This is a genomic window from Nocardia anaemiae NBRC 100462 (genome assembly GCF_001612725.1).
In the GTDB taxonomy this organism is placed as follows: Bacteria; Actinomycetota; Actinomycetes; order Mycobacteriales; family Mycobacteriaceae; genus Nocardia; species Nocardia anaemiae.
Genome location: NZ_BDAZ01000097.1, coordinates 1 through 24771, shown reverse-complemented (window position 1 = coordinate 24771; position 24771 = coordinate 1). Strand labels below are relative to the sequence as shown.

The window sequence follows — 24771 nt, the reverse complement described above, 5'->3', positions numbered from 1 at the left end:
GGACCGAGCAACGCACCGAGCATGCCGGTATCGGCCAGCGGATCTGCCCCTGGTGAGGACTGCCCCGTGCCCTGCACTCCCAGCACATACAGTGCCGGGCACCCATTGAGCGGCACTGCCCGTGCGCTCGGAGTCGCCGCGCCCATCGCCCCAGCCGCGCCGAGGGCGGTCACCATCGCGAGGGCCGCGATGATGCGCGCATGGGCTTTCGTCGTGCGGGTCATGGCTGGCCCACCCCTACACCCGCACCGAACCCCGCGCCCACCGTGCCACCAGCCACCGCACCGGCCACGGCGGCGGGAACCCCGGCCACAACCGCCCCCACGGCAGCGCCCACCGCCGCCCCCAACGCGGTACCGGCCACACCGGAGGTGATCGTTCCGATGACCGGCACCGCCACCACCGTGCCCAGTGCGGCACCGGCGATTCCGCCGATAGTGCCGCCGACGAGACCGCCCACGACCGCGCCGAGAGCCGCGACCGGTGCTCCGGCAACAACCGCGCCACCAGCACCGCCGAGCGCTGCCCCACCCAGCGTGGCTCCGCTGACGCGATCGGAGCGTCCGGCCGGGATGCCGACCGAATCCAGCGCGGTCGCGACCTGTGCTTCAGCGCCTGCCGCCGCGTCGTTGATGGCGTCGGCGCACTCTTGGGGTAGCCAGTCCGGGCGCGGTGCTTCCCACTGCCCGACGCGAATCGTGTTCTCCGGCGGCTCGATCGGCGCTACCGGTGCCACGGGTTCGGGCAGATGCAGATCCTCGATCGCGATCGGCTCCACAGGGAGGTCGACCGACGGCGCCGGACGTAACCCGGATCCGTTGCGGATCTCGGGAGGCTGGGAGTAGTACACCGGAGGCGGTGCAGGTACGGGTTCCGGCGCAGGTGGGGTGGAGGTGCCGGGCTGCGCGGGGCTGGTGACACCGGGCTGATCAGTAATCACCGCAGGCACACCGGTCGCGGACGCGGTCGCCGCCGACAGCAACAACACGATAGGCACCGCACCAGCGACAACCGACCTGCTGCCGCGAGACAGGCTGGTGGGCACACGGTTTCGGCGCACATCTCCGATTACACAGTGCTGGACCAGAAGTGAACGGGGGGATTTCCGTGTTTTGGACATACCGAATAAACCCTTCATCGGTCAGGGCGATAAATGAGAAAAAATGGTGAATACGCGGGGGCAGGCGCGTGATATCGCGGCCCTCCCAGAGGCGAAAGCGCTTCTGGGAGGCCGCTTCTCAGGTGTTCACGTCACACGAACAGGAAGATGAGCGACAGTACCTGCCACACCACGTTCAAGGCGTTGGATGCCACGATCAGCCCGTCATTCAGCATCTGGAGGGGATCCACGTCGGTTCCTTTCAATCGGCTTTGACTTGCGGCTCTATCAAAACCTTGAAAATGGTTGCGACGCTAGCCCTTCAGGGGACAGCGTTTTTGCCAGTCAATTTCTTTGTCCATACGCTTGGCCATCCTGACCAGTCCGGATCGGGAGATTTGGCAATGGCCTTGTCTATACGAGATTCTCGGCCGTTGCTTGCTTGGCGCGCCTTTTCGGCCAATGGCCACCCGCGGTGACCACTCCAGCCGATCGGCACCGCATGTCGTTGCAGGAGAACACAATCACGCCATAGCGCAACGATGGACGTGCCGAGCACAATGTCCGCACGGTGTGCGACGGCGAAATGTGCTCGATCGCAGACCCGGTCACAGAGTCGAAGCGCCGAGGGCTCAAGGCAACCTTTTCGCAATCGCGTGAAGGCATTACGCGTTGCCGCATTGATCTAGGTCTGATAGGAAATAAGCGGGGGAGTTCTGCGGTGACCTTCTGCCATCCAGTGATGGTTAGGGAATATCTCTGGCACAGATGACAAGGCGGGGAGGGCAAGATGAGCTTCACTCCTGCGAGACGAACTATGCCGCAGCGGCGCGGCGTCCAGACACCCGACAAGGCCGAGATGCCCACTCTCGGTGACTGGTTGCGCAAGGTGCGTGAGCACCGTAAGCACACTCGCAAGTCGGCCGAGACACGTACCGGCGTCAGCGATTCCTACATCAAACAGATCGAGAACAACAAGCTCGTGCCACTTCGAGGTGTACTGGACCAGCTCATCGTCGGCTACCAGCTCGACGAGATGCAAGCCCGCTTCACTCGGGAACTAGCCGAGCCGCCCGTCGAGCTGGCACCGATCGAGGAGCTGCGCGACCGTGTGACCACTCCGGACCGCATTGCCGCACTGAAGTTCTTCGACCAGGTCGATGTCATTTGCGTTTATACCGACCCTCTGTGGAATGTCCTTGTGGGCAACGAATCCTTCTACCGGTCGCTACCCGACCTCGATGCCGCAGACAACAACATCGCCCTGTGGCATTTCCGCCCGGATGCCGCCGAGTCACCCGCCAAACAGTTTGCGCTGCAATGGGAGTACGAGGCGACTTCCGACATGGCGATGATCCGCGCGGGACTCGGTCGCTACCGAGAGTCTCCCCAATCCATCGACCTGCTGGACAGACTCCGCGCCAGCGTGGAGTTCAATCGTCGATGGCAGGACGGAATCCAGGTCGCCTACGGCCGCGAACCCGACGACCTATGTCACATGATCGATCCGGTCACCGCGCAGCCATACTCGGCCAGTATTCAGGTCAGCGAACTGCCCGACACCCGCGACGTCCGAATCCACCAGGCGATCCGACGACCGTACGCTGGTCCACCGCTGTCCTGATCAGCACAAACGGGCTACGCGCGACACGGGCACCGACACAACGCATGACGCTCACCGTCCAAGAACCAACATCATTCGGGATGCTGCGAACATCCAGATGTTGGTAGCATCCAGAATGATTGTTCTCGCTGGCGAATGCAGTGCTGCGCTCGTAGCCAGCTGCTGAAGGGGGACCCGTGACCGTAGAAGCGTCAGAACTCGACCGCATCCCTCTTGTCGCGGGCGGTCTGCCGTTGATCGGACATGGTCTGGCATTGATGCGAAACCCCCTCGGACTCCTCTCGTCACTGCCCGAGCACGGGCCGATGTGCCGAATCCGGCTCGGAACAGACACTGTGGTTTTTGTCTCCGATCCGGAGCTCACATCGCAGATTTTTGTTGACGACAAGGCATTTGACAAAGGCGGGCCCTTCTATGCCAGGGCCCGAGAGATCGCTGGCGACGGGCTCGGCAGTTGTCCGCACGACCAGCACCGTCGTCAGCGCCGCCTTTGCCAGCCAGCGTTCGGCTCAGGACGGCTCGTGTCGTATGTCTCGAGCATGACCGGCTCGATCGAGACCACCGTGCGGGGATGGCACGACGGCCAGGTCATCGACCTGGGCGTCGAACTCTCCGCGATGACGTTCCGGATCGCGACCGAGACCATGTTCTCAACATCGCTGTCCGACAACCAAACTCGCGAGTTCGCCACGGATCTGAGCGCGATCGCACACGGGCTATTACGGCGGACTGCAATGCCTGCCATCATCAATCGCCTACCCACCCCAGACAATCGGCGCTACGGCGCCATCACCCGCCGCGTACGACAACTGGCCGCATCCGTCATCGCCGAACGACGCGCCGATCAAAAAGACCGTGGCGATCTATTGTCGGCGTTACTGGAAGCCCGCGATGCACAAGATGGGGCACAGTTCACCGACTCCGAGCTGATCGACCAGGTATTCACGTTCTTCTTAGGCGGTGCCGAGACCACCGCGGGCTGCCTCACCTGGGCGTTGTACCTGCTAGATCGCAACCCCGACGTGCAGGACGCGTTACACGAGGAGATCGACTCCGTCCTAGGTGGCCGCGCAGCGACGCGCGAAGACCTTCCCTCACTCCCACTCACCAACAGGATCATCACCGAAACGCTGCGGCTGTACCCGCCTACTTGGGTGGTGACCAGACAGGTCACGACCGATACCAAACTGGGCGAAATACTGCTTCCGTCAGGGACATCGATAGCGGTGAGCCCGTATGTTATCCATCGCAGCGATCAACTGTATGAGGATCCGAGCGCGTTCCGCCCCAATCGCTGGGTGGACACCACACCGCATCACCATCGCAAGACATTCATCCCGTTCGGACTCGGTGCGCGCCGCTGCATCGGTGAGCAGTTCGGGTTGATCGAGGCCGCGCTCGCATTAGCGACGATCACCGGTCGGTGGCGACTGTCGTCATCTACGCAGCGGCCGATCTCGATGTCGATGACACAGGTACCAGTACCCGACGGCGTGCAGATGCGGGTGAGTACAAGACAAGGCGCACTCGTCGATTGATCAACACCTGGCACCGCCCTGACCACCCGGTCGCCGTCACCGTCGACTACCAGCAAGACCATTGATCATCTCAACTCGCCTGTGCCGCCAGGCCGTGGCACAAACCGACAGTCCGACTGCAACGGAATCAGCTTCCGAAGGCATCGGCGAATCGGTCACTGCTCCCCACCATTCCCGGCGTCACGCTGGTCCGCTGCCGCGAAAACCGAGCCTTCCAGTGTGACCCTCCACACCTGGACTGTGTGGATATACCGGTGGTTGTGCAACCACCGGCTCGTGATCGTGAGCGCGGTGTTGGTGCGGCCGGAGGCGAGGTCAGTCAATGCCCGCGCGCCCTCGACGCGGCGCAGATCCTCCAGCATTGTGCGCTGCGATCGGGTCAGCCGCTCATGCGACCCGGTCTCGATCATGTGTTGACCGATGGCAGTCAGTGCCCACCCGGTCTGTTCCTCAGCGAAGCCGCGGCCCGTGAGCCAGTCGAGTATTCGCAGGACCTGCCCATGCTGCCGGTCGGATGCGGTAGCCAACTCGCTAGCGGACCGCGCGGTCCGGGTGAGCGTCCGCAGGACAGCCAGTCGCGGCAGGTCAAGCCCAGCTTTCCCAATTCGGACAATGAAGCTCCTTTCCCAATGTTTGTCGAATGAGTGATGGTCGAAAGTTGTGGTGGGAGCTGCGGTCACAGCGGATCGCGAGGGTGATCGGCGATATCGGCGGGCCAGCGGTATCCGCGCGGCCAGATGTGGTGATCGGCAGCGGTGATCAGCGCGCAGACCCGGGTGATGTGTCGGTCCACATGCGGCAGAGCTGGCGTCACAACCGCAGCGGCACCGGCTTGGGCCACCGCCTCGAGAATGTCGGACCAGGACATCGACCCGCCGATCGTGTACCCGATGACCTCGACGAGCGTGACACCGTATTTGTCGGCGGCACCGCGGAGCATCTCCTCGGTCCAGGCGTCATCGCGGTCCAGGCGGACCACACCAAGGGCACCGGTAGGTAAATTCTTGAGGCCATCGATGACCCGCCGGATCAGATCGGCCGGTTGCAGATCTACCGGACGCTCATCGCCGCCATTCAACATGCCCGGAATGCGTTGCGATAGACGGTGATTCGTCATTGTTCCCCTCCCCGCAGCCAGGCGTCGGCTTGGGCCTTGGCTTCCTCGACATCGTTTCCAGCCGACGCCTCCCGGATCATCCGGCCCTCATGTGTGTAGATCCCCCAGCTGCACGTGCGCGCGGTCGTGGCCCGGATCTTCGCGACGACATCGCCGGGGTGTTTGGACAGCCACCAACCGCGCTCGTTGCCTTCGAGCCGCCATCCGTCGGTCGCGTGATACGGCCGGACCGGACCCGATGCCGCCCAGTTGCCGGTCACCCTCCGCCCCTGGTGGAGCGGCCGTAGGCGTGGAGGGTCATCTGCGACCAGAAGTCGTGCCGAACTGCATTCCAGAGGTCGGTCAGCTGCGGCCAGCGTTCCCGTGCCTCCACCAGATCCGGGTAAGGCCCGTTGATCGACACCACAGGCAAGTCCCCGGCAGTGTCATAGATGCCATGGATCTCGATGTTGTGCTTGTCCAGCGTCCAACTCGCTTCCAGCCCATCGCATTCGGTGACGTGCTTGGGCCGCATATCGTCGTCGGTCACAGCTGCCCCTTGGCTACTGATGCGCTCGCCCGCGCATGGTGTCCACGAGTTCGTCCAGGGCATCGAGCATCGCTCGCGCTTGCTCACCCACCGTCGCACCAACCACGACCGGCTCAACCGGGATACCGCGTGCGATGGCCCGCTCCAGTGGAGTCATGGTCTGCGGCTCAAGCTTTCCCGCCTCCACTAGGCGCCGCACCGCGCTCTCTTTTCGCGGGCATTCCAGCGCGCGACATGCGATGTGCTGTTGGAAGATCCGGTGCGCCTCCTCCGGATCTACCTCATGCTCCAGGAGCCCGTGTGCCCCCGGATCGACCGCAGGAGGACTCACACGCGACCATGTCTGCTCGGGACAGACGGTCTCGAGGTCGAACCGCTCGCACACCCGCGCCGGACTGTAGCCGACAACTTCCAGGTCGTACACGATGATCGCCGCCGCATGAATGCCGATGGCGATGTTGAACGCGTAGCCGACCGGGTCGGCGTGCCCTTCGGGCGGACGCACCGTGTACACGTAGTGGTAGCCGCGCTTTTCGGCGTGACGTTGGATCGCGATCCGGCGATGCGGCGAATCCATCAGGGACATATCGAACCCGATCGCCTTGGGCGGGGTCTGCCGTGGGTTATGGACGGTGGCCGATCGGCCTAATTGATGTGCAGTCATTGTCATCTCGGTGCTTCCAGGTACGAGGTTGTGCGGGTATGGGTTTGGAGGGCGAGCCGCGCAGAGATATCCATCAGCCGTTCTCTCGGCGGTGACCTAGCCGCGTTGGCGGAAGGGTCGACGATGACAGAGGCGACGAATTCGGCAGCGGTACAAGCGATCTGGTTGATGCTGGCCAAGAAATCCACAATGCGTGGACTGGACTCGATACCGATGTGCCCGACACCCTGCGGAGGTCTCATCACCATGTGCCCACGCGTGCGCCCGGTCATGGCCGGTCGCTATCGCTGTGACCGGATGAGTCGACCTGAGGTAGCTCGTCGGGCTGGTCGTAGAGCCGTAGTGGCAGCTCGCAGCAGGTGAGTGTGCCGCCGGTGGGCAATCGGGTTCTGGTGGCGCGGCCCACGAGCGGCCAGTCGCACAACTGGTGGATGTGGTCGCTGACCGGCTCGTACGCGTGGTCGCGTGTCTCATGGGTCAGCACCCGCAGTGTCTCGGGACCGCGCACCAACTCGACCGTCAGCTGGTTCGGTTCCTCCGACACTGTCTCGGCGTCGAATTCAACTGCACTGCCGATGATTTCGCGCAGCAATGCCTCGACCTGATCGACCATGTCGCCGAGCCCGGCCCGCGCAAGGCCGATATGCGCGTTCAACGTGGCGACCTCCACGGCGCACCCGAGCGCGGCCACACGGAACTGGCACACCACACCCGAGTGGTTCTGGTCCAGGTACGCAGGCGGTTGGTCGGGCGCGGGATCGGTGTACACAACGGTGATCGCGGGATGTGTCTGCGAGATCCGGTGCAGCAGAACAGATCGTGATGAACCCAGGCCGTCCAGGTGCCTCGGCGAGGGCGTGAGGATATAGCCGCCCCCGGCGCGATCCAACTCCGCCACGAGCGACCAGAACACCGTCGTCGACGGACGATAGTCGAGAAGCCGGTCCAGCTCGACACCCTGTCGCCGAGCAAGTTCGGCCAGCATGGGCAGCGCCCGCCCACCGGATCGGCGATCCAGCGCCTCGAGCAGTGACCGCAGCACCGCAACCGAAGGGCTGGGCTCACACGCGATCTTGTCCACCACCCGCCCGTGCCGGGCGGCGAACGCTTCGATGTGCTCGACGACCTCGGTCCGGCGTGCCCCGACCAGCGACTGCTGTAGATATCCGAACGTCAGTGCCGTCATCGCGCATTCACCGCCATCACCGCGTCCAGCACGATCCGCATCGCCGGTCGAAATCCGTTGCACGGCAGAAACAGCCATCGCCAGATGCCCGAATCTCCATCGCCGGGTGAGGGCAGCACGATGTGCGTGCCACCGAGACCGACGTTCAGACGCAGCAGGGTCGCGAAGATCGCGTGTTCATGACCATCCGGCGGACCGGTCACAAACGTCGTGCGCGCGGCGTCCTGGTGCTCGATCACCGGACCGAGCTGGCGGTCCATCGCCAGCCACGTCGCGACTTTCTCACCCAGCAGTGACGGCATCACCACCGCATCAACCAGGCCATCGATCCTGCGGACGACGATCCGCCTCGTCCGCGGCACCACCTCCACCGGAAGCCCCAGAACCCGCCGATACGAACCACATTGATCCGCCGTCTCGAGATCCGTGGACGGCATCGCGGTCGTCACCCCTGCCCGCAGTGGCTGGCAGCCAACGGAATCGGTACCCGCGCTCACCATTCGCCCCTGCACAGGCGGACCGCATCCATCACGTGATCCGGCGGTGGCCGATACGAATCCGTGGGCATCACCAGCCACCGGAACCTGCCATCACGTGGCGTCGGTAGCCGGATCTCGTACCCGTGCGGCACAAGTTGCGCTTCGACGGCCGCCAACATCCCGAAGGTAGCCACATCCGACAGGTGATGCCCGACAGCGCCGGTGAGCACCGTCCACCACGCTCGCAACGCGTTATCGATCTCGATCACGACAGGGCCGGGCTGAACCAGCCGGTCATGAACTCGCCGCCCAAGCGGCGCGGGCATCCTCACCGCACCGACCCCGCCGACCCGCATAAAGATCGGGCCGACGCCATCCCGTACGAACGCATCGAGCCCGCATACGTGCCGGTAATAGCCGCACAGCTCTATCGCCTTGTCCACATCACCCGGCGCACTCACCCGACGGCCCCCTCCCCTGCGTGGGTGCCCTGACCCGCCGATCCCGCCTGGTGCGTTGTGCGGTCGCTGGTCATCAGCGGCCGATCGATCACATGCGCTGCCATCGGAACTCCCATCCCGGCCGTGAATCGCCGCCTTGAGCAGGTCCAGCTAAGTGACGACCGACACTGCCGACGATAATGCAGCATCATTTGCTGCGTCAATATCTGCATGAATAACAGCATGATGCGTAGCATTGGACGCAGGGCGGATTGCAGTACGCTCTTCCGCATCAAGGCAACCGGTCAACGAGAGGGTCAGCCATGGCGCCGACGTCACCCACGGTCGCAAAGTGGGAGCTCAAACTCCGATTGAGTCGACTTCGCGCGGACGCCGGCCTCGATGACGCCGAAGTCAAGGCGGCCGTTGGCATCTCCACGCCGTACTGGTCGCAGATCTTCAACGGCACCCGCATCCCCAACGAGGACAAGCTACGAGCCCTGGCTGCGGCCTATGGCTGCGACAAGACTGAGCAGAATGAGCTGGTCAGCCTCCGTGAGTTCGCAACCAGCACGCGCGGATGGTGGATGAAGTATCCCGCGCTGATCCGCCCCGAAATGCAGCGTCTCTACGGCCTCGAATATGGGGCACACAGCATCCGCGCCTACAACTGCCTCCTCATCCCCGGCCTGCTGCAATCCGAGGGATACGCACGGACCATCATCGGCGCCAACACCATGATCCGACCGTTCGAAGTCGAACAGCACCTCGCCGTGCGAATGCAGCGGCAGAGTCGGCTCACTGACGACGATCCCCTTCACCTCGTTGCCGTATTCAGCCAGGCCGCCCTGATCCAGCAAACGGGAGGCGCCGCCGTCCTCCAAGAGCAGCTGGATCACCTCATCGAGCTCATGGAGGGACACCCGGACACCATCCAGATCCGGATCATCCCGTTCACCGCAGCCGAGGGCACTGCGCTGGGTGGATCGACATTCCATTTACTGGACTTCGACGCTCCGCAACAACTTCCGACACTCGGGTGGTCCGAGACACCGACGCGGGCAACCATCATCGAGGACGAGAACGAGGTCAACAAGCTCGCATATGCGTTCGAAGCCGCACTGGAACAGACCCTGAGTTCGGCCGACTCGCTGGCACTCATCAAAAACTACGCCCGTGGGTAAAGTACTGCATATGAACGCTTACGAACCTGCACCATCCGGGTCGACTGGCTGGTACAAGGCCAGCTTCTCCGATCACGGCAATGCGTGCGTCGAGGTACGGTTCGAGGGCGAGGAAGTACTCATCCGCGACAGCAAATACCGGGGCAACGAAGCCCTGCGGCCGATCATCGCCGTCCCTGCCCACGCCTGGGTCAAGTTCCTCACGATCGCCACCGGCGACGCAACCGACGACGGCACCACCCTCGGCATTCCGAGCATCCACCCGGAAATCAACGGCTACACCACCCTGCGCGACGCCGCCGAGACCACGCTCACCTACACCCGCGAGGAATGGACCGCGTTCCTCTCAGGTGTCCGATCGGGAGAGTTCTCCCGGCTTCACTTGCTGGCGAGATAGTCGGTGTAGGGTCTCGAAACTCGTGTCGGAATCTCAGAACGTTTGGCGGTGCCGTGGCGGATCCGCCACGGTTCTGAGATTCCGCACCGTCGCTGGCAGATTGACATCCTCGGCTGCTGCGGTGATCCAAGCAACCTTCGCCGACTGCCTGGCCGTTCGTCGGCATTCCTTCTTACGATCGGCTCGAAGCATCTCCTGCGGCGCGAGGTAATGCTGTCGACCTGGCAAGATTCGGACGGCTCGCGCCTAGTCGAACACAGTTGGCAGTTCCGGCTTAGCCCAGTGCTCGTGGAGCAGTCGAATCTGGCCTTCGAGGACCCGTGATTTGGAGAGCTCGGGGAGCTTCTCGACCGGGAACCAGTCGACCTCCATTGTTTCGATCGGGCTTGGCACTCCGTGTGATTCGATGTCGCAGAGGAAGAACATCTTGTACACGTGATACGGGAACACGGGCTCGTGTTTCTGTACGTCGCGGTCGAGGACGGCGACAAGTTTGGAGGCGCGGACCGTGAGCCCCGATTCCTCTTGCACCTCTCGTTCAATCGCTTCGGAGGGTGGTTCGAGGATGTCGCACCAGCCGCCAGGCAGTGTCCATTGCTCGTCGCTGCGGTCGCGGATCAACAGGACTCGTCCGGTGTCGTCGAAGACACCGCCTCGGACGTCAATTTTGGGGGTCATGTACCCCTCTTCGAGCGATACGATCTTGTCCAACTCGGCCGGTGTACCGTTGCTGACCAGCGCGAGTAGTTCGGTCGCTATCAACTGGGTGTGCTCGTAGCGTTGCCGATCGAACACGTCAGCGGTGAACACCAGTCCGTTATTGGCAATAGATGCCAGGGTCAGCGCGTGGTGGCGGATTTGTTCTTCGAGGGATGGCGAATCATCCATTCAGGTTCCTAGTCGAGTGGGTTACTCATGCGAACGTGGGTCAGGGCTGGGTTGTTCGGCGCCGCAAGTGAGCGTTGTCGGCGATGTGTCTCTTGTTGCCTCTACGGTGATTCATCTTGCTGGGCGAGCCTGGTGTTGGGACTGTCAGCTGGGCGGGTAGAGGTGATTCGGTAGGTCGTTGTTTCGCGTGGTGTGAAACCGAGGTTTTGGTACAGCTGGTTTGCGGCGGTCTTCGTTGGCGCGGACGTGAGGTCGACTGTTCGTGCTCTGCGTTGTTCGGCGATGTCGATCGCGGTAGCGGTCAAGGCTTTTCCGATACCACGTCCGCGTGCCGAGTGATCGACGACCACGTCCTCGATGCGGGCTCGCAGGCCGGTGGGGATGGTGTATGTGACGAGGGTCAACATGCCGGCGATGGCACCTTCGGTCCGGGCGATCAGAAGCTCTGTGCCGGGTGCGGCCACAACTGTCTCGAGCCGTTCGCGGGTCAACGACGACGCGGAGGCCGATAGTTGGGGTAGCAGGACGGTGAGAGCTGCCAGCGTCTCGTCACTCACCTGTCTCACGATCTCGACCGAAACGGATCCGGATTCCTCGGGCAAGAGGCGAATTCCTTCCTGTGCATGGACTCAGGCGTGCTTCTGAATGGTTGAAAGCGTTTGACACACAACGACATTTGCTGCTTGGCATAGGCGCGGAGCTGTGGTGAGCGCGCTGAGATTCTGCTCAGCTATCCAGCGTAGCCGGACAGCGCACCGGCCCCGATTGGGTCACCGATGCACAGCCAAGTCGCAGGTCTTCGACGTGCGTCAGGGTGTTCACACTCGGGCTACGACCCCGCGTCGGGCGGTGCCGGGTTGCCGGAGTGTGCAAGTTCGATGATTGCGCCCTTGATGGTGTTATTGGCGGATTGGAAGATTGCGCTGGCGGCGACGAGCGTGTCGATTCCGGCGTCGATCACCTGTGGGGCGGTGTGGGGGGTGATTCCGCCGTCGGCGATGAGTTCCACCGTGTCGAGAGAGTTTTCGGTGAGCCGGGCGCGGAGGTGGCGCACCTTGTTCGGGACGGTGGGATCGAAGGTGCTGGTGCCAGGTTTGCTGGTCATGAGGATGATGAAGTCGAGGCGGCCGAGGTAGGGGGCGAGGCGCTCGATGCCGTGTTCGGGGTTGAGTACGAGTCCTTTGCGAAGTCCTGCGCTTTGCAGCACATCGAGCGCAGCGGTGATATTTGTTGCTGCGTCGACATGCATGGAGACGCGGTCGACTCCGATCCGGACGAGGTCGTCGATGTAGCGTTCGGGCTGCAGGGTTTGCAGGTGCACATCGAGTTGCATCGGGGTGTGGGCGCGGATGGCCGCGAGGGTACGGAGCCCGAAGTTGATGTCGCTGGTGTAGTGCCCGTCCATGATGTCCAGGTGCAGGTAGGGTGCGTCGCTGTGTTGGATGTGGTCGATCGCGCTGCGCAGGTCCAGCGGATCGGCTCCCAAGAGTGCTGGGGCTACGAAAATGGTCATGCGGGGATCTCCTGGTCGGTGATGGCGTTGTGCAGGCTGCGGCAGATGTAGTCGATGTCTTTCTCGGGCAGGTCCGGGCGGATCGGCAGACACAGCGTGTGGGCGGCCTGATGGTCAGCATGGGGAAACGCCGACTCGAAACCGTTCCGCGCGAAGGCGGGTTGGCGGTGGATAGGTGTCGGGTAGCGGACGACCGCGTCGATTCCATCGGCCCGCAGCTGTTGCAGGACTGCATCTCGGTGCGGAAGTGCGATCTGCATGAGGTGGTATACGTGATCGCCCGGCGGCGGAGGCGCTGCGGGGACGGGGATTCCGATGCGGGGCAACGCTTCTGCGTAGCGGGTGGCGATATGTTTGCGCTGGATGTTCCAGCCGTCCAAGTGGTCGAGTTTGGCGTCGAGCACGATGGCTTGGAGGGTGTCGAGTTTGGAGTTGACACCGAGTGAGACGTGGTTGTTCTGTCCGTCTTGGCCGAGACCGCGCAGGATCCTCACGGTGTGCGCAATCTCTGGGTCGCTGGTGACTACGGCACCGGCGTCTCCCGCGGCGCCAAGGTTCTTGCTGGGGTGGAAGCTGAAGGCGGCCACAACACCGAAGGCCCCGACTCGGCGTCCCGCCCAGGTGGCTCCCACAGCTTGCGCGCAATCCTCCACTACGGCGACCTGGTGCCGGTGCGCGATCGCAGTGAGCCGGTCCATGTCGAGGGTGCGGCCGAACAGGTGCACTGCGAGGATCGCCTGTGTTCTGGGCCCGCACGCGGCCTCGGCGGCGGTCAGGTCCATGAGGTAGGTGTCGGGTTCGCAATCGACGAGCACAGGGGTGGCCCCAACCGTGGTAATGGCAAGGACGGTGGCGTGGAACGTGTTTGCCACGGTGATGACCTCGTCGCCGGGCCCGACACCGAGGGCGATAAGTGCCAGGATGAGCGCGTCGGTGCCCGAGTTGACCCCGATCGCGTATCGGGTGCCGAGGTAGGTCGCGAAGCGGTGTTCGAATTGTGCCACTGTGTCGTCCAGGATGTAGGTCCCTGTGACCAAGGCCCGGCCGATGCGCTCGGTGACGCCGGGGAGATCGTCGAATTGGCTGCGGTAGTTGTATCGGGGCACCTTCATGTCGACTCCAGCGGGATCGGTGGGCGGATGTACACGAGGGTCTTGCCCAGGACACCGCGGTCGGCGTTGACGGTGAGGTAGTCCGCGGCGCCCTGCAGGGGCAGGACGCGGGTGGTGAGGCGTTGCACGCAGACCGCGAGCGACCACTGCGTGGGACCGGGCTGTTCGGTCAGCAGCGACAGAGCGTCGAGGAAGTCGCAGTGAAGCGCACCGTACGTACCGGCCACCGTCACACGCTTGTTTTCGCTGGTTACTGGGTGAGCGAGTTGCTCGCGGCGCACCCGATCGATGTCGACCTCGCCGAGGCTGGCGGCGGGTTGGGTTCCTGCGAACAGCATCAGCAACCCTCCCGGTTGGAGGAGGCCAATGCCGGTTGCCAGGTGCTCCGGACTCGCGGCGGCGGTCGCCAGGATGACCCGCTGGAATCGCGCGCCGCTCGGGCCGGTGTGCAGGATCTCGCTGGGAAGGACGTGGCGGGCGTTTAGGAACTCGATCCGCTCGGGGTGAGGGTTGATCAGCACACAGGGGTGACCTTGGGCGGTGAGTACAGCGCAGATCAATGTGCCAGCCATGCCTGCGCCGACTACCGCGACTGGGCTGTGTGGGCCGACGCCGCCCTCGGCGGTGACCTGGTGCAGGCGGGATACGCAATGCACCGCGCAGGCGAGAGGTTCGGTGAACACCGCGATCGGATCGTCCAGGCCCGCCGGGACGGGGACGAATGCTGCGGCCAGTTGGCCAGGATCGCCGGTGAGTTCGACCTGTTCGGCGAACCCGGAGGTGCGTCGTGTCAGCTCCGGATGCGGATCGAACACGACGGTGCGGCCTTCGAGGGCCTTCAATGGCGCTGGCGCGGTGAGAATGGTGCCGACCAGCTCGTGGCCGAAGTCCCGGCGACCGAACCGTGTGCCGAGGACCTCCCGGAGATCGGACCGGCATATCCCGGCCACATGTGGAGCGAAAAGAACTGTGCTGCTCTGGTTTTCGTTCGATGTCAGTTGGGTCTCGACCGTGGTGAGGAACGCGGCTCGATTACGGTGCTCGATGCGCAGGTAGCTCGTCCCGGCCGTAGTGATCATCGCTGATCCTGGAGCTGATCGGCGACGGTGGTGCCGAGATCGACGGGGCGAGATCGCTGGTGCATGACCAGATCGACGACGATCTTGACGAACTCGCCTCGACCTTTGTCGCGCCGGGCCATCGCAGGAATAACGCTCGCCGCCTCCGGGAGGGAAATCACCTGCGTCACAACCTTTCCGAATCGAGCGGGTGCGGCGATCAGGCGCTGCTGTGCCGCATGCAGCTGCCCCGGGGACGTTCCGCGATGACCGGTGATCCGAAGCTGCTTGCCGGTGCTGGTGATTGCGTCGATGTGCCGGGGACCCTGAGCTTTCCCGCACACGTTCATGCGACGTACGGCCGCCAGAGGGATGTGCGGAAGCGCGGGATGGCATGGGCCGGTGGGTACTCCGCCGAACAGGTCCAGCACGCCGCCGACCGTGAGGGTCCATGTGGCTTGCTCGATCGCGTGCGACGCTGCTTCGCGAGGCAGGCAAATGACCGCCCCATCGGCGCTGTCGGGCGATGTGCAGTCGGCGAATTCGGCTGATTCGAGAACCCCGAGGTCGGCAATGAAGTCGAGCCTGTCTCGGCGTGGATGGATGAGGCGAATCCGGTATCCGAGATCTTCGCCCAGGATCGCCATCAGCAGCGCAGCGCAACCGCCCCCGAAGATCGCCACCGACGCCTTCGGAGGCAGGTCGGGACGCATCAACTCCCAGGCGTAAAGGGCTGTCGCTGCGGGTTCGACCAGTGCGCCGAGATCGACGGGCAAGCTACCCCATGCGGGCACTACGCAGCGAGAAGGCACCGTATCGGCAATGAAGTCCTGGAGGATCCCGTCGTAGCTGTGCCCCAGGATGACGTCCTGGTTATGGGGGTCGACGGGATTGAAGATCTCGCAACACCGCGCGGTGCCATCGTCGTCGAACCGCAGGGCGATTCCTTCGTGGCCCAGGATCGCGGCCTGGTCCGGGCGAACCCGCCGCTGAATTTGCAGGTCCGTGCCGCACACACCCACACGCAGGATGCGCCGCAACGGCCCGGCGCCAAGAGTGTGGATCGTGTTCCGTCGTAGGTGAAGGCCGCTACCGGTGCGGAGGAGTGCGCGGTTTTCGATAGTGGTCATGCGCATCGCAATTCGCACAGTTCGGTGTGGAGGGGACGGAGCGTATCGGCGGCGGCGAGGAGCTCTTTGAGCGAGATGTCCTGGGCGAAGATTGCGGTGCCGATCGTGGTGAGCAGGGGAATGTTCTGGTTGCCGTCGCGGTGGCGGATCGAGTCGGCCAGCCCAGCCGCCAGGATGTCCTCGGTGATACAGCCGTGGCTCAACGGCAGGCCGATCCGGGACATGAGCGTGACGATCCTGGTGAAGCAATCCTGCTCGACCAGGGCCCGATGCAGCGACACCAGGCACGACAGGGCAATGTCGATCGCGACGGCTTCACCGTGATACAGCTTGGGTTTGGCCGCAAGCTCGAACGCCGGGCTGAAGGTGTGCCCGAAATCGGGCAGCCGCGCGAGGTTGTCCTCCCATAGATTCGGTTCGAGTTCCTCGAGCATGGCGGTGATCGCGGTGTCGATGATCGGCCCGCTGACAGTGATGTCCGTTCCGAAGCCTCGCGGTGTGGTCCACCGGTGCTCTATGCGGTCGAACAGGCCGCTGTCCTTGACCAGTGCGATCTTCAGGATTTCGGCCATACCGTTGGATATCTGGCGGTCGGGAAGGGTGCGAAGGAACCCGGGGTCGACAATCGTGTCGGTGGCCGCGAAGTAGGTACCGAGCCGGTTCTTGCGACCGTTGAAGTTGATGCCTGTTTTGACTCCGACGGCCGCGTCGACCATCCCCAGCAGTGTGGTCGGTACCCGGATGTACGGAACGCCGCGCCGGTAGATGCTCGCAGCGAATCCGACCACGTCGGTCAGCACGCCACCGCCGATCGCGACCACGGCGTCGCGGCGACGGCTAAGCCCGAACTTGTCGTATTCGCGGATGATCCGGCCGACGGTGTCGGAATTCTTGGTCCGTTCGGTCGTCTCGATCGGAACCACCGTGCAGGCTGTGCTGTAGTTGTCGAAGTATCCGGTGATCGGATCACCGAACAGACTCATGACGGTCGAATCGACGAAGACCAGTGTTCGCCGAGTGCCGATGCCGACCGCGTCGGCCAGGTCGCTGTTATCGGGATCCAGGCAGTGGCGAGTGCGCCGGATCCGGTACGAAACCGGTTGTGTCGCACCGATAGCCCATACGCGGTCCATGTCATCGACTCCTATCCCCAGCCTGGAGTGACTGTTTGTGAGCGAATAACCCGGCACCGCGCAACGGTTCGAAACCGTCGGACTCCCACCGACAGATCCGATCCCGAAAGATGCTGGGCTGATAGAGAGAAACCAGATACAGCCCGTCGGACTCCAGCCTCCGGTACAAGCTGTTCATGTAGTGATCGCCGAGCGTGTCGACCACACCACCGGACAGGAACACCTGCTCCACCCGGGGATCGATAGCCAGCAGATACAGCAGTGCCCTGGCCAGCGGCGCGGTCACCGCATCCAGGAACGACACCGCCGCCGGATTGTCCGCCGCCACCGCGTCACGCAGCATCGGCAGGCGAGAGCAGCCACCGTCCCCGGTGGCATCACCCAGATCGAGGATGCCCGCGAACTGAGACAACATCGCTTCGATCGAGCGGCCCGCCGCGATCGCCGACACATGCCCGGCCGCCCCGCAGTCACACAGCGGCGGCTCCACGCCCAGTGCTGCGGGTGTGAGCGCAGGCAGATGCCCGATCTCGCCTTGCATCCCGTGCCGCCGATCCAGCAGAACCTCGCCGGTGCGTACATCGATAGTGCGAGAACCGATTCCGCTGCTCACGGTGACCGCGGTGATCGCCTGGAGATCACGGCTGGCGATCTGCTCGTTCGCGCAGATCGCCAGCGCCAGGCAGGTCACGTCGTTGGCAATCCACCACTGCAAGCTCGGCTCCGCCGACGCCAGCACCGCACGCAGGTCGTATGGGTCGGTGCAGTCGCCCCACATCGGAGCACTCGCCAGGACCTGACCGGAATGACCGTTGATCGCCGCACCCAGGGAGATCCCGACATCTCGTACTGCGGGGTGCTGGGCCGCGAACTGGCGCGCACTGTCGAGCAGGAACTGCACCATGAGTTCGCGAAGGGTAGCCGCGTTGCTGCCCGTGCGCGTCTTCGTCACCGCAGCCTGCCGCTGCCGCTCGGCCAAAGTGCCGTCCGGCTCCAGAATCGCCGAGCGCCACCAGGTTCCGCCGAGATCGAACACGATCACCGGCCCGCTGCTGCGGTACACCGCCAGCACGTCAGCCCCGCTCCGGCCGGGCAGCGGCATCGGCGAAAACATGTCCGTCCTGGCCGAGGACAATAGCGGCTGGCACCCGCGGTGCGCTGCTAACAGGGCTCAGAGCAGCTGTCAGCGCCGCCTGCTTGCCGGTGCCGGTCGCCAGCAGAACGCGAGTCGGGATCGCTCTCAGGTAGTCGAGCCCCAAGCTGACTCTCTGCTCACCGTGATAGCTCGTCGAAACGACCGTCGCACCGGGGTCGGAATGCAAGTTCTGGCTGAATATCGATGCTGTGTGCCCATCGGTACCAAGGCCCAGGATCGCTATATCGGGTACTCCGCCGGGACGAACATCAGCAAGACGCCCGGCATACGCCACAGCCGTACGAGCCCCATCACCACACACCGGCACCGGATGCCATCGGGTCCGCAACTCCTGACGGTCGAGCCCGAGCGCCGCCTCGATCAGCGCCGCCGACCGCTCCCCAGCCTCGGGAATCACCCGCTCGTCGGTCTGCACGAAATGCACTCTCGACCAGTCGATATCGAGCGACCTCAGTGCACGGTAGGTCGCGGTCGGCGTTGAACCGCCGGCGAGGGCAACAACGCACTCACCGGATAGACCGACAGCCGAATCGATTTGCGCTGCAATTAGTGTCGCGGCGGCAGTTGCAACACCGTCAGGGGTGTCGCAGAACGTGCATGTAACTGGCACTAGACCTCCCGAACAAGAAATCAGATATCAACTGCGCGAAAGCCGCCGAGGCGGAAGGAACGGCAAAGCGCGAGGCAACTTCCCGTGCGACGTTGGTACATCGCCTGACAGCCTCCACGGGTCGTTGCCGTTCAGGGCTGCTCATCAGGCTCATCTACAGGCGCGGCGGCGCACACATAGGTCTGCTCGGTGCGTGCACTGACCACGTCGCACACCCCACAAATCTCACTCGGATCCCCGCCCACGTGGTCGAGGCTGGGGATTATCACCGCAGCGACGTTGTAACCGCGTGCGGTGTTGATCAGCCGCGCCACCGGGTCGTCCACTTTCGATGGATCTCGAACCACCATCCGCACCAACTGATAGCCAAGAGCGGCAGCACATTCCGACACGCACACCTCGTTCATCACCCGCTCACCCAGTGCGCTGTTCACGTACCCGAACGCACGTGGTGGCCCCATGGGAGCAGCGGCGATTGCCGAATACGGATTTGTCATCGCTGCCCTTTCTCAATACGTCGCAGCCTTCGAAAAATACGGTCGCATGCGAGTCGGCCTGTGACACCTGCGTGACGGTCCGACAACCGCCCGGTTGATGGGTAGCGCTGAACTGGCGTTTTCCGCCAAACACCGGACTTGCCCATCGTGATGGGTAATCTGAGGGCCGTGACGGTTCCGGGTGTGGAGGACTGGGGGCGGGTGGGAGTTCGGTCGAGGCAACGCAATTCGACCTCGCCGATGAATCAGCCCACGACCCCCCAGGCGCGTGGTCGGGAGATGGCTGCTGTCGGCAAAAAGCTATGGACCACATTGGGTTCGGTGACGCGGGCAGCGACCGAGCTGATGGCGCGATATCCCGATATACCCAGTCTGCAGGCGTATCGATACGCGGCCGGGCTGTCCCAGGACCAGGCCGCCGAGCGCTACAACAAGGTCACCGGCAACCAGACAACCCTCGGCGGTACCTCGATCAACGCGTGGGAATCTTGGGCTCGCGGACGCGGACGCGGCTCGCCCCCCTCGCTGTCGAGCGTGCTAATCCTGTGCACCGCCTACGGTCGCGGCCCGTTGGGCGTAGCCGAGGAGACCATATCGCCGACCGCTTTGATCGCCGAAGCCTACGAACGCCTCCCGATCGAAGACCAGCTGTCACTCAGACAGATGACCGCAGATGCCCAGCCGGACGTTCGGCCTGGGCCGTCTCCAATCGCAACCCCGGCGGCCGGGCTGCACGCTGCAGCCGTGAACGGGTGGGCGAGGCAACCCGGCGATGAGTTCATCCTGTCGGTTCCGACCATAGAGAACGGCAACCCCGACATCAGCGTATTCACCTTGCCCAATCCGAATCCGGGCCAGCTACTCGACCTGACGTGGGAGACGTTCGGGTACGGCGTGGAACAACTCTCCATGCAGATCAAGAACGTTGGACGCCGCCTGGACGTGGACGTGTGCTTCGGTGTGAACGAAGCCGGTCTGGTGATGGCGACCTTCCTTGCCTCATCACGATTTTCCCGCTGCAACATCGGCTACCTGCGCTGCAACAAGATCCGCGACGGCATCGACCTGGATGACGCCTCGTTCTTCCCGCCAGCCCGAGACACACCGACCATCGTCGTCTGCGACTTCGAAGTCAAACACGCCGACGTCATCGGATACCTCACTCATCAACTCCGGTCGCGATACCCGAAGGCAGAACTGTACTTCGCCGTGTTCGGAGCGATGACCAAAAGCCGTGACCTGAAAGTAGAAAGCTTTGACGACCTGACCGGCGCGAAAATCATGTGTGACGCTGGCCTGGAGGCCATCTTCATCGCAGCCACCATGAGCCCGCCCGGCATCGAACCACCACTGGAACTGCGATGACCCCATCGAAAGGTGCCTTCTGGTGACCAATCCGGCCACGAATACCGACCTCGCACACCGCGTCGCCGATCTGGTACGCGACATGATCACCGATATCCGCCCCCGCCTCGTCGAGGCCGCACTCACCGGCCACCACGCCGAGAACGAAAATCTACGGCACCAGGACAACTTCCTGTCCGACTACGACCTGTGGATGCATCGGCGCTACAAAGAGCTGCTGGTCGAGGTCATTCCATCGTTCATCTACGCCTCCGAGGAGGCGGATCCCGAGATCATCGGACCACAGGCCGATCCGGACCTGTGTGTGCTGGTCGATCCGCTGGATACCAGCGAACTCGCCGTCCGTAGCCTGTACGGCTACACCCATATCCTGGTCTACTCGCGCTCCCTGGCACGGCCGATCGTGGCGGTGGTCGGCGATATCTTCCACCACGTCCAGATCTACCTCGCAGCGATGGACGAAGCCGGAGACGATCGGGCGCTGATGGTCACAGCAGATGGTACCCAGCACCCCCTCGAACACACATCACACGCTTCACTGCCCAAGGCGCTGATCACCAACTACCTCATGCGACCGGCCCAACGATTCGCGCCCTTGGCCCAGCAGCACGAGTTCCTGAAAGCGCTGGGTGCGCCCTCGGAGAGCGGAAAACCGAAGGGGCGCATAGGGGTTGACTTCGGCTCGATCGGCCTGTGCCACGTCGCGGCCGGTTTCACCGACGCCATGATCGAATTCGCCAAAGGCTTCGCCATCTGGGATCTCTCCCCCGGGCACTACATCCTCCACGCCGCAGGTGGATCAGTCACCGATCTCCACGGTAAACCGATCCCACTGGACTACAGCCTGAACTCACTGAGCGAGATAAACGCGGCAATGAACGTCCGAAAGAAGTTCATCGCGGCTGGCAATAGCAACCTCGCAAGGGAAATCCAAGAGGTCCTAAGTCACGAATGAACAGGCTCGAGAGGGACCGCAGGTATTCGATCAGGCGGGCGGGTCCTGCTCGGGGGCGCGGATTCTGAGCGGCACATAGGGGGTGAAGTAGTGGCTCCTATCAGGGTAAGTGACTCGGCTCAGTAGTCATATTGGGTTGGACGGCCCAGCTTGTGGTGTGGTTCCGTCTGTTTCGGGTATGTGGATAAGCCGCTCATCGAAGGCGTGGTGTCGACAGTCGGGCCGAATGGGTGGCGTATAGATCGTGTAGTTGCACTCGACACAGGTGTGCGTGCGGTGCCCGCCGATGGTTTGGCACGATTGCCAGCCGACCAGCACCCGCCATGGCCCGAGCCGGTGACCGCGCGGGCACGCTATAGGGCTCGGTGCCGCGCACCCGCCGCGGACTTGATACAGCCGGTCCGGATCGACCGGGATGCCGTCGAGTTCGTACTCCGGCATCCACTCATCGAACTCGCTCGAACTCATGTTCGAACAATACCGTCTGGTCTAGTCGGTGTCCGCTTCCGCCGGAAGCTCGGACTTCAACAGCTTGCAGGACGTCCAGGATCGTGGGAGAAACAACCGTGCCGCCCCCGGCTGGCCCAGCCGTGTCCGATGGCCCAGATGTTAGAGGGAACCACCTGGATAACAACAGGCTGCGGTATTCGATCACGACAGGTTCCCTGTGACCGCGCAAGCTGAACTTCCCCACTGACGCTCACCAAAATTCCCCATTTGTCCCGTGTGGCTCCGCCGTGAAGGGCGGGCCTCCTTCGATGCTGGTGGTTACCACACCTGACCAGCGCTTTCATTCGGAGGAGGCCCGCTTTTCCATGTTGACACGTGAGGAAGATGTGGAAATCAGTGCCCTACGCGCACGAGGCTGGACGATCTCCCAGATCGCCCGGCACACCGGCCGTGACCGCAAAACCATTCGCGCGTATCTGGCCGGGGAGCGCACCCCCGGCGTGCGGAAACGGCATAGGCCGGACCCGTTCGAACCGTTCGTCGACTACGTAACCGCCCGCTTGACCGAGGACCCGCACCTGTGGGCGCAGGCGCTGATGGACGAGTTGGAACCCCTCGGTTACCCGCTGTCGTATCAGTCGCTGACCCGCAACATCCGCGCCCGCAAACTGCGGCCCGTCTGCCAGGCCTGCCGGACCGCGACCGAACGCCCCAACGCGGTCATCGAGCACCCGCCCGGCGGTGAAACCCAATGGGACTGGGTGGATCTGCCGAATCCACCGGCGTCATGGGGGTGGGGCGCGACCGCGCACCTGCTGGTCGGCTCCCTCGCGCATTCCGGCCGCTGGCGCGGCTATCTCGCACCGTCCACCGATCAGCCGCACTTGATCGAGGGCCTGGACCGCGTCGCCCGCGCGCTGGGCGGGGCGACCGGGTCGTGGCGGTTCGACCGCATGTCCACGGTCTGCCACCCGTCCAGCGGGCAGGTGACCGCGTCGTTCGCAGCGGTCGCGAAGTACTACGCCGTGGTGGCGGCGATCTGCCCGCCCCGGCGCGGGAACCGCAAGGGCGTGGTCGAAAAGGCCAATCACACTGCCGCGCAACGCTGGTGGCGCACTCTCGCCGATGAGGTGACCGTCGAGCAAGCTCAATCGTCGCTGGACAAGTTCTGTTCGCTGCGCACCGACACCCGGCTGCGGCCGACCGCCGACGGCCGGGCGAGTGTCGCGACTGTCGCAGCGCGGGAACCGTTGCGGCCGTTGCCCGCCGACCCATATCCGGCGATGGTCGCCGAGCCCCGGGTCGCATCCAGACAGGCGATGATCTCCTGGCGCGGCAACCGCTACTCGGTGCCACCCGAGCTGGCGGCGGCGACGGTGATCGTCGCGCAACCGTTGCGCGGCAACACCATCGACATCGCCACCACCGACGGGATCGTGATCGCCCGGCACAAGCGGGCCGCCGACGGCCTGGGCGCCACCGTCCGCGACCACGGTCACGTCGTCGCACTCGACGCCGTCGCGATGGCGGCGGCGAACACCGGCCGCCCTCACCGCCGCAAGGAACGCATCCCGCCCGGCGACGCCGCCCGAGCCGCTGCCGCAGCGCTGCGCGCAGCCGCCGACCCTGCCAACTCCGCATCCATCACGGCGGCAACAGGATCCGGTATCACAGCCACCGTCACCGACCTGGCCGCCTACGAGCGCGCCGCCACTGCCAGGAGCCGCAAATGACCAGCCCCGCCCCGAAGAGAACCAGCCGCCGCGCCACCAAAGCCGTCGGCGCCGACGAGACCGCGACCCGCTACCAGCAGCTGCGGTCGCATCTTGCCACGTTGAAGCTGCACGCTGCCGCGGAATCTTTGCCGTCGGTCCTGGAAGAAGCGGCCGCACAAAATCTTTCGGCGACCGCGACCTTGGAGAAACTGTTGCGGATCGAGGTCGACGACACCGAAGCCCGCCGCCTGGCCGGCCGGCTGCGGTTCGCCAGCCTGCCCACCCCGGCCTCGCTGGAGAACTTCGACGTCGATGCCGCATCCGGGATCGACCGGCCGCTGCTCGACGAGCTCGGCACCTGCCGCTACCTGGAGACCGCCACCAACGTCCTGCTAATCGGCACGCCCGGGACCGGGAAGACGCATCTGGCGACCGGGCTGGCACGCGCAGCAGCGCACGCCGGCTACCGCACCTACTTCACCACCGCCGCCGACCTGGCAGCCCGCTGCCACCGCGCCGCAATCGAGGGCCGCTGGGCCACCACCATGCGTTTCTACGCAGGCCCCGCGCTGCTGGTCATTGACGAACTGGGATACCTGCCATTGCCCGCCGAGGCCGCATCGGCACTGTTTCAGGTTGTGTCACAACGCTATTTGAAAACCTCGATCGCGATCACCACCAACCGCGGCGTCGGCTCCTGGGGCGAAATCCTCGGCGACAACACCGTCGCCGCCGCCCTCCTGGACCGGCTGCTACACCGGTCGATGGTCATCAACCTCGACGGCGACTCCTACCGCCTGCGCGACCACCAAGCCACCGCCGACAACCTCCGCCGAGCCACCACCGGCAACCGCGAACCCCTATAATCAACACCGCTCACGGGTGGGGAATTTCGACGAGTACGGGTGAGGAACTTCGGCGAGCGCAGTCAC

The 24771-nt window shown here is 64.0% G+C and carries 28 protein-coding genes and 1 pseudogene; 8 read left to right on the top strand and 21 right to left on the bottom strand.

Features of this window, described 5'->3' with window-relative positions:
• Positions 1–224: pseudogene (locus NA5_RS37720) on the bottom strand (cutinase family protein); the annotation flags it as partial.
• Positions 221–988 (bottom strand): hypothetical protein, encoded by a 768-nt coding sequence (locus NA5_RS37715; RefSeq protein WP_157110880.1) that lies wholly within the window; start codon positions 986–988, stop codon positions 221–223. The pseudogene NA5_RS37720 and the gene NA5_RS37715, both read right to left, overlap by 4 nt.
• Before the next feature lie 901 nt (positions 989–1889).
• Between NA5_RS37715 and NA5_RS37710 the strand changes: the two genes are divergently transcribed.
• The gene (locus NA5_RS37710) at positions 1890–2723 is read left to right on the top strand and encodes an MmyB family transcriptional regulator (RefSeq protein WP_084484726.1); all 834 of its coding nucleotides are present in this window, start codon (positions 1890–1892) and stop codon (positions 2721–2723) included.
• Positions 2724–2899: 176 nt separating this feature from the next.
• A complete protein-coding gene (locus NA5_RS37705; protein WP_063813826.1) occupies positions 2900–4261 on the top strand; it encodes a cytochrome P450 in 1362 nt (453 codons plus the stop codon).
• Between the two features lie 155 nt (positions 4262–4416).
• On the opposite strand, the gene NA5_RS37700 is transcribed toward NA5_RS37705, so the two are convergent.
• The 8 genes from NA5_RS37700 to NA5_RS37660 form a co-directional block, all read right to left on the bottom strand.
• Positions 4417–4788 carry a hypothetical protein gene (locus tag NA5_RS37700; protein WP_157110879.1) on the bottom strand — a complete coding sequence of 124 codons (372 nt, stop codon included), beginning with the start codon at positions 4786–4788 and terminating at the stop codon, positions 4417–4419.
• A gap of 149 nt (positions 4789–4937) precedes the next feature.
• A complete protein-coding gene (locus tag NA5_RS42740) occupies positions 4938–5378 on the bottom strand; it encodes a hypothetical protein (protein WP_245672655.1) in 441 nt (146 codons plus the stop codon).
• Positions 5375–5638, bottom strand: coding sequence for a hypothetical protein (locus NA5_RS37690; RefSeq protein WP_062993825.1), 264 nt, complete (start codon positions 5636–5638; stop codon positions 5375–5377). The genes NA5_RS42740 and NA5_RS37690 overlap by 4 nt, the downstream gene beginning before the upstream one ends.
• Positions 5635–5907 (bottom strand): hypothetical protein, encoded by a 273-nt coding sequence (locus NA5_RS37685; RefSeq protein ID WP_062993824.1) that lies wholly within the window; start codon positions 5905–5907, stop codon positions 5635–5637. Before NA5_RS37685 ends, NA5_RS37690 begins: the two co-directional genes overlap by 4 nt.
• 13 nt (positions 5908–5920) lie before the next feature.
• Positions 5921–6571: a hypothetical protein gene (locus NA5_RS37680; RefSeq protein WP_157110878.1), complete on the bottom strand. Its 651-nt coding sequence runs from the start codon at positions 6569–6571 to the stop codon at positions 5921–5923.
• A gap of 268 nt (positions 6572–6839) precedes the next feature.
• The gene (locus tag NA5_RS37670) at positions 6840–7757 is read right to left on the bottom strand and encodes an ATP:cob(I)alamin adenosyltransferase (RefSeq protein WP_062993821.1); all 918 of its coding nucleotides are present in this window, start codon (positions 7755–7757) and stop codon (positions 6840–6842) included.
• Entirely contained in the window at positions 7754–8128 is a 375-nt protein-coding gene (locus NA5_RS37665; protein ID WP_157110877.1) for a hypothetical protein, read from the bottom strand. Before NA5_RS37665 ends, NA5_RS37670 begins: the two co-directional genes overlap by 4 nt.
• A gap of 122 nt (positions 8129–8250) precedes the next feature.
• Positions 8251–8697: a hypothetical protein gene (locus NA5_RS37660; RefSeq protein ID WP_157110876.1), complete on the bottom strand. Its 447-nt coding sequence runs from the start codon at positions 8695–8697 to the stop codon at positions 8251–8253.
• A gap of 302 nt (positions 8698–8999) precedes the next feature.
• Here NA5_RS37660 and NA5_RS37650 point away from each other — a divergent pair, with 302 nt between their 5' ends.
• Both NA5_RS37650 and NA5_RS37645 read left to right on the top strand, forming a co-directional pair.
• Entirely contained in the window at positions 9000–9860 is an 861-nt protein-coding gene (locus NA5_RS37650; protein WP_062993817.1) for a helix-turn-helix domain-containing protein, read from the top strand.
• A 10-nt stretch (positions 9861–9870) separates the two neighbouring features.
• Positions 9871–10257 (top strand): DUF397 domain-containing protein, encoded by a 387-nt coding sequence (locus NA5_RS37645; protein WP_063813831.1) that lies wholly within the window; start codon positions 9871–9873, stop codon positions 10255–10257.
• A gap of 246 nt (positions 10258–10503) precedes the next feature.
• Here NA5_RS37645 and NA5_RS37640 read toward each other — a convergent pair whose 3' ends face one another.
• The 10 genes from NA5_RS37640 to NA5_RS37595 form a co-directional block, all read right to left on the bottom strand.
• Positions 10504–11145, bottom strand: coding sequence for an NUDIX hydrolase (locus NA5_RS37640; RefSeq protein WP_062993815.1), 642 nt, complete (start codon positions 11143–11145; stop codon positions 10504–10506).
• Positions 11146–11246: 101 nt separating this feature from the next.
• A complete protein-coding gene (locus tag NA5_RS37635) occupies positions 11247–11702 on the bottom strand; it encodes a GNAT family N-acetyltransferase (protein WP_245672654.1) in 456 nt (151 codons plus the stop codon).
• A gap of 272 nt (positions 11703–11974) precedes the next feature.
• Entirely contained in the window at positions 11975–12658 is a 684-nt protein-coding gene (locus NA5_RS37630) for a ribulose-phosphate 3-epimerase (protein WP_062993813.1), read from the bottom strand.
• A complete protein-coding gene (locus NA5_RS37625; RefSeq protein WP_062993812.1) occupies positions 12655–13770 on the bottom strand; it encodes a DegT/DnrJ/EryC1/StrS family aminotransferase in 1116 nt (371 codons plus the stop codon). Before NA5_RS37625 ends, NA5_RS37630 begins: the two co-directional genes overlap by 4 nt.
• Positions 13767–14849, bottom strand: coding sequence for an MDR/zinc-dependent alcohol dehydrogenase-like family protein (locus tag NA5_RS37620; RefSeq protein ID WP_062993811.1), 1083 nt, complete (start codon positions 14847–14849; stop codon positions 13767–13769). Before NA5_RS37620 ends, NA5_RS37625 begins: the two co-directional genes overlap by 4 nt.
• A complete protein-coding gene (locus NA5_RS37615; RefSeq protein WP_157110874.1) occupies positions 14846–15958 on the bottom strand; it encodes an MDR/zinc-dependent alcohol dehydrogenase-like family protein in 1113 nt (370 codons plus the stop codon). Before NA5_RS37615 ends, NA5_RS37620 begins: the two co-directional genes overlap by 4 nt.
• Complete coding sequence (locus NA5_RS37610; protein WP_063813824.1) at positions 15955–17091, bottom strand: sedoheptulose 7-phosphate cyclase; 1137 nt, start codon at positions 17089–17091, stop codon at positions 15955–15957. Before NA5_RS37610 ends, NA5_RS37615 begins: the two co-directional genes overlap by 4 nt.
• A gap of 1 nt (position 17092) precedes the next feature.
• Positions 17093–18193, bottom strand: coding sequence for an ROK family protein (locus tag NA5_RS37605; protein ID WP_062993809.1), 1101 nt, complete (start codon positions 18191–18193; stop codon positions 17093–17095).
• On the bottom strand, positions 18165–18857 hold the full coding sequence (locus NA5_RS37600) for a 6-phosphogluconolactonase (RefSeq protein WP_169811425.1): 693 nt from the start codon (positions 18855–18857) through the stop codon (positions 18165–18167). Before NA5_RS37600 ends, NA5_RS37605 begins: the two co-directional genes overlap by 29 nt.
• A 131-nt stretch (positions 18858–18988) precedes the next feature.
• Entirely contained in the window at positions 18989–19291 is a 303-nt protein-coding gene (locus NA5_RS37595; protein ID WP_157110873.1) for a hypothetical protein, read from the bottom strand.
• A 231-nt stretch (positions 19292–19522) separates the two neighbouring features.
• Here NA5_RS37595 and NA5_RS37590 point away from each other — a divergent pair, with 231 nt between their 5' ends.
• A complete protein-coding gene (locus NA5_RS37590; protein ID WP_157110872.1) occupies positions 19523–20719 on the top strand; it encodes a helix-turn-helix domain-containing protein in 1197 nt (398 codons plus the stop codon).
• A gap of 22 nt (positions 20720–20741) precedes the next feature.
• Positions 20742–21674: an inositol monophosphatase family protein gene (locus tag NA5_RS37585; RefSeq protein WP_218020249.1), complete on the top strand. Its 933-nt coding sequence runs from the start codon at positions 20742–20744 to the stop codon at positions 21672–21674.
• 126 nt (positions 21675–21800) lie between these two features.
• On the opposite strand, the gene NA5_RS41065 is transcribed toward NA5_RS37585, so the two are convergent.
• Positions 21801–22142 carry a hypothetical protein gene (locus NA5_RS41065; RefSeq protein ID WP_157110871.1) on the bottom strand — a complete coding sequence of 114 codons (342 nt, stop codon included), beginning with the start codon at positions 22140–22142 and terminating at the stop codon, positions 21801–21803.
• A gap of 347 nt (positions 22143–22489) precedes the next feature.
• Here NA5_RS41065 and NA5_RS37580 point away from each other — a divergent pair, with 347 nt between their 5' ends.
• Together NA5_RS37580 and istB are read left to right on the top strand one after the other, a co-directional pair.
• Positions 22490–23857 (top strand): Mu transposase domain-containing protein, encoded by a 1368-nt coding sequence (locus NA5_RS37580; RefSeq protein ID WP_062993804.1) that lies wholly within the window; start codon positions 22490–22492, stop codon positions 23855–23857.
• The gene (gene istB, locus NA5_RS37575; RefSeq protein WP_062993803.1) at positions 23854–24705 is read left to right on the top strand and encodes an IS21-like element helper ATPase IstB; all 852 of its coding nucleotides are present in this window, start codon (positions 23854–23856) and stop codon (positions 24703–24705) included. Before NA5_RS37580 ends, istB begins: the two co-directional genes overlap by 4 nt.
• The last annotated feature ends 66 nt before the right edge of the window (positions 24706–24771 follow it).